The sequence below is a fragment of the Limnoglobus sp. genome (assembly GCF_059499385.1).
The window spans coordinates 1-5,060 of record NZ_JCABYM010000035.1 but is presented as its reverse complement, the minus strand read 5'-3'; the positions used below and the strand labels follow the sequence as shown (position 1 = coordinate 5,060).

At 68.8% G+C, this 5,060-nt stretch carries 4 protein-coding genes; 2 read left to right on the top strand and 2 right to left on the bottom strand.

The window, feature by feature from the left end:
• Positions 1–147 precede the first annotated feature (147 nt).
• A complete protein-coding gene (locus tag AC5JJ2_RS05890; protein WP_495857037.1) occupies positions 148–834 on the top strand; it encodes a PEP-CTERM sorting domain-containing protein in 687 nt (228 codons plus the stop codon).
• Positions 835–873: 39 nt separating this feature from the next.
• On the top strand, positions 874–1,905 hold the full coding sequence (locus tag AC5JJ2_RS05885; protein ID WP_495857036.1) for an AAA family ATPase: 1,032 nt from the start codon (positions 874–876) through the stop codon (positions 1,903–1,905).
• A gap of 674 nt (positions 1,906–2,579) precedes the next feature.
• Here the strand turns inward: AC5JJ2_RS05885 and AC5JJ2_RS05880 are convergent.
• Positions 2,580–3,605, bottom strand: coding sequence for an SdrD B-like domain-containing protein (locus AC5JJ2_RS05880; protein WP_495857035.1), 1,026 nt, complete (start codon positions 3,603–3,605; stop codon positions 2,580–2,582).
• A gap of 402 nt (positions 3,606–4,007) precedes the next feature.
• The gene (locus AC5JJ2_RS05875) at positions 4,008–5,015 is read right to left on the bottom strand and encodes an RDD family protein (protein ID WP_495857034.1); all 1,008 of its coding nucleotides are present in this window, start codon (positions 5,013–5,015) and stop codon (positions 4,008–4,010) included.
• Positions 5,016–5,060 lie beyond the last annotated feature (45 nt).

Here is a 5,060-nt window from a genome sequence, read left to right as displayed (position 1 = left end):
GGTGAGGATCGCGTCCGGGGAAGGGAGGTTACCCCCCTCCCTAACCCTCCCCCCCCAAGGGGGGAGGGAACAAAGCCACAAACGACCGGACCGAGTACATGGTCGCCCTCTTTTCCCCCTTCGCCCAAACCCCCCTTGGAGCCTTGAATGAACCGCGTCGCGCTCGTTACAAGTTTCGCCTTGCTCGTCGCCGCCCCGGTCGCGTCGGCCGGGCCGATCGAGTGGGACTACTCGGCCCACGTCCGCACCAGGACCGGGACCGGCGTGCTGAACCTCGGCACGTTCAACCTCGGCGTGGACCCGTCCGGCAACGGCTCGGCCGAGCCGGTCTTCTCCGACTACACGTACCTCGCCGACTTCCCGGAGCGGACGCTGACCGGCGACTTCCGCAGCCTGACGGGCGGGACGAACGACTTCCGCCTGTTCACCGTCCCCGAGTTCCCCGCCTACCCGCGGGCCGAGATCGCCCCGACCGGGCCGACGGATTCCTCGTTCCTCGTCAGCCTGACGCTGACCGACCGCGCCTCCGGGCAGTCGGGCACGGTCGAGCTGGAAGGGAGTGCGTCGGTGATCGCCGGCCCGGAGTTGAACTCGCCGAAACTGTTCTCGCTCACCCTCGGGCCGGCGACGACGGAGTTGGTCCTCGGCGGGAACGGGTACCGGGTCCGCGGGATCGGCGGGCTGCCGGACGAGTTGGAAGAGCCGGCCAGCGCGTACATCGGGGTGGACGTGACGGCCGCCGCGGCCGTGCAGACGCCGGAACCCGCGACGCTCGCCCTCGCCGCCGTCGGCCTCGCGGCCGTCGGGGTCCGCCGCGGCCGGAAACGCCGATAGAATGGCGGGACCAGACCCCGGCACCCGAGGCGCTTCCCGATGGCTCAGTCTTCCCCGTCCGCGGCCCCCGTCGAGGCCCAGCTCATCAAGGACCTCGCGGCCACCTACGAGCGGATGTCGGACCAGATCGGGAAAGTCATCGTCGGCCAGAAGACCGTCGTCGAGCAGCTGCTCATGGCCATGTTCAGCCGCGGCCACTGCCTGCTCGTCGGCGTGCCCGGCCTCGCCAAGACGCTGCTCGTCTCGACCGTCGCGAAGATTCTGCACCTGTCGTTCAAGCGGGTGCAGTTCACCCCGGACCTGATGCCCGCGGACATCACCGGCACGGACATCCTCCAGGACGACCCGGAGACCGGGCGGCGGCGGTTCGTGTTCCTGCCGGGGCCGCTGTTCGCGAACATGATCCTCGCGGACGAGATCAACCGCACCCCGCCGAAGACGCAGGCAGCGCTGCTGGAAGCCATGCAGGAGCATCACGTCACCGCCGGCGGGCAGACGTACCGCCTGCCCGAGCCGTTCTTCGTGCTGGCGACGCAGAACCCGATCGAACAAGAAGGGACGTACCCGCTGCCGGAGGCGCAGCAGGACCGGTTCATGTTCAACATCCGCGTGGACTACCCGTCGCGGGCGGAAGAGATTCAGATCATGAAGGCGACGACCGGCACGGCGAAGCCGGAGCTGACGGCGATGCTCGACGGCAAGCAGATCATGCAGTTCCAGCAAGTCGTCCGGCAGGTCGTGGTGGCGGACCACATCTTCGCCTACGTCGCGGACTTGGTCCGCAGCACGCGGCCGAAGGAGAAGGACGTGCCGAAGTGGGTCCCGGAGCTGGTGAGCTGGGGGGCCGGGCCGCGGGCGTGCCAGTACTTGATCCTCGGCGGCAAGACGCGGGCGATCCTGTACGGCCGCGTCCACGTGACGACCGACGACATCAAGGCGGTCGCGCTGCCGGTGCTGCGGCACCGGATCATGACGACGTTCCACGCGGACGCGGACGGCATCACGACCGACGACATCATCAAGAAGCTGATTGAAGCGACGCCGGTTCCGTTGGAGAAGGCCCGGTTGTGAGTCGTTGTTGGTAGGGCTGGTCAAGGCTCTGCGCCGAGGCTGCCGGGCGCGACGGATTTGTAGGGCGGGTCAAGGCTTTGCGCCGACCCGCCGGGGGATAGCAACCGCGACCGAGAGTCGTCGAACCGGCTGGGACCGCGACGGCGGGTCGGCGCAAAGCCTTGACCCGCCCTACAAAACCGCCGACGCCGCGTGTGCCCCGGCGGGTCGGCGCAAAGCCTTGACCCGCCCTACGAGAGAGAGAGTCGCCGATACAGGAATTACAGAGGTTGGTTGTGAGTCGCGAGAGATGCGATGTGAAAACGAAAATGGCGGGGTGATCCGTAGCTAGTTGTCGCCCACTCAACTTGCTACTGTTATCACCCCGCCATGCACTTTTAATTGCAGCCGGTGTGCCAAAGCCGCCAGCCCGCCCGGATTGTTTTTCCGCTGTCAATTTGGCGCGAATATTCGATCAGTATGCCCAATTCGAGACGGTTTCGTGTGCGATGGTGAGAAGGTTTGAGCCAAAGTTGAGAGGCTAGCCTCTCAATGCTGTCACGGGTAGTTCTCAACTTCGAGTTAGGCCCGACGAACAAGCCCCGATCCTTGAAGAGTTTACACGCCTTCTTTCCCCACCGAAACGACGCCGCCCGGCCAGGGGCCGGGCGGAGAGCGAACCGGCGAATGGTTCTCTACGACCCGCCCCCGATTTGTTCGTACTCGCTGAAGTCGTACCCGACGGCCGTGACGCCGGCCCCGAGGACGATCCCGCCGATCAGGTCGTTGTCCACGAACCCGCCGGCGCTGCCGGCGAAGTCCGGGCCGTCTTCCAGCCCCGGCAGCTGCTCCTGCGTGAGCATGTACGTGCCGGGCCGCAGGTTGGCGAACGTGTACGTCCCGTCCTCGGCCGTCTGCGTCGTCAGGAAGACCTCGTTCCCCTGGTCGTCGGTCCCCTGGAGGGTGATCGTCGCGCCGACGATGCCGCCCTCGCCGGCGTCCTGGACGCCGTCGCGGTTGATGTCCAGCCAGACGCGGCCGCTGATGCTCGGCTCGACCGGCGGGGGCGGCGGGGCGGCCTCCCGGCGGACGGCCCACTCCTCGAACCCGCCGCCGGTCGAGCCGAACTTCGAGTACAGGTAGACGAAGTCGTCGGCCGTCTTCCCGGCGAACGCCGCGTCCGGCACGAGCAGGACCATGTCCCCCTTGCCGCGGCCGCGGTTCAGGTTCGCGTTCAGCTTCACGGACGTGTTCCCGGTCCCGTCCAGGTCGTACACGGCCCCCATCCCGGCGAGCGTCTTCGTGCGGTGGTTGTACCCGGTCAGGTTGCTCGTCTCGCCGACGTAGACCCGCGCCTCGTCCAGGGAAATCCGCGCCGCCCCCCGCCGCTCGCTGACCTCCAGGACGAACTCGCGGTAAGCCACGCCGCCCTCGACGACGACCGGCACGTCGCCCAGCGGCAGCGCGCGGGCGGCGCGGGACGGGCCCCGCTCGTCGAACTGGGTGCGGCGGGCGGTGGTGTTGTACCCCTGCTCGCTGCCGCAGTCGTGCAGCTGCAGGAACGTCCGCAGGTCCTCGGCCGGCATCGCGTCGATCTGGCGGACGATCCCGCCGCCGACCCCCGCGGACGCCCCGGCGGTCGTGAGGTTGACGTGCGCGGCCGGGACGATCCGGTCGCAGAGTTCGGTCAGGACGAGCTTGGAGTCGTGGTCGCGGGGCATGTACGGACCTCTGGTTGGCGAGTTTGGCGAGTGAAAGCAGACCTCAACGTGTGCGAGCCTAGGTCTTCGGGCGGGGCTGTCAAACGTCACGGATCGCTAACAACCGGCGACGGTCGTTCGGTGGAACAGTGATTTCGATGGGCGAATCGCGACGAACGGGGTTCGCGTAAACGGTTGGAAACTCAGGACCGGGCGGAATGGGGGGAAGTCGGCGAATCCGGCAGGTGGGCGGTTGTCGGCCGGGTGAAACGGTAAGGCGGTGGCGCGAACGCCGGTGTCGGGAAAGCCGCCGGGGGGCGGAAAAAAGTGGGCGGATTTTTTCGAGCGACGGGTGGGGTTTACAAGGTGTGAACAGGGTTTCGGCCGGGCCGTAGGGTGGGCCGCGCAACGCCTCGGCTCACACTACACCCGCACCACCTTCGTCTTCGCCAGCCGGTCGTGTAGGCACTGGTCGCCGTCCATGAAGATGTACGCCGCGTCCACCAACAGGATCAAGGCGGCGACCACCGCGAACGGCAGGAACACCAGCTGCGTCGCCAGCATCGTCGCGAGCAGTTGGCCGGGGACGAGGATCGCGGCGGCGAACACGCCGAGGACGAACTCGCGGCGGAAGAACGCCGTCCCGACGCCGGCCTTCGACCCGTCCTCGCGGACGACCTTGATGCCGAGGAACAGCTTGCCGAAGTCCTGCCCGCGGAGGGCGATCAGCAGCAGGTTCAACAGCGCGAACAAGAGCAGCGGCACGAACCCGACGGCGGCCTTCGCGAACGTCGGCCACGCCCGCGGGAGCAGCCCGAGGCGGGTGACGGCCGCCTGCCACGCCGGGGCGAACAGCACCAGCGCGACGACGAACGCGGCCAACAGCAGCCGGGCGAGCAGCCGGCGGCCCTTCGACGCCGCCTCGACCTCCGGCTTCACGGGCGGCGCGGGGAGCGGGGGCGGGGCGGGCGGCCGCGTCGCCGCCGACGCCGGCACGGCGGCCGTCGGCGGCAGCGACACGATCTCCTTTAACAGGTCGGACAGCTGCGCCCGCGGCATGGTGTCGTCGATCGGCTTCAGCCGCGTCTCGGCGGTGATCGGCTCCGGCGGCGGCCCGATCGGGAACAGCGGCGGCAGCTCCGGGTCGAACGCGATCGAGATGGTCGGCTCCGCGACGCGGGCGGTGTCCGCGGCCGCCTCCCCGTTCGCCGACGGGTCCGCGAGGTGGACCTCCGGCGCGGCCGCCGGGGCGAGCGCCGGAACCTCGGCCGCCGTCGCGACGACGGCCTCGGCGGGCGGCGCGAGGGCTTCCTGCTCCTCCGTCAGCACCTTCAGGCCGTGGCCGCACGCCACGCAGCGGAGCGGCAGCTTCGCCAGGTACGCCACGACCGTGCCGCGGCGCTGGCAGTTCGGGCAAATCGTCGCGGGCAAGAGCGAGTCCCCCGAGGCCGTTAACTCCTGGTTATTTCACCATAG

Coding starts and splice junctions, on each gene's coding strand:
- AC5JJ2_RS05890 (WP_495857037.1), top strand. CDS start 148: ATGAACCGCGTCGCGCTCGTTACAAGTTTCGCCTTGCTCGTCGCCGCC.
- AC5JJ2_RS05880 (WP_495857035.1), bottom strand. CDS start 3,605: ATGCCCCGCGACCACGACTCCAAGCTCGTCCTGACCGAACTCTGCGAC.
- AC5JJ2_RS05885 (WP_495857036.1), top strand. CDS start 874: ATGGCTCAGTCTTCCCCGTCCGCGGCCCCCGTCGAGGCCCAGCTCATC.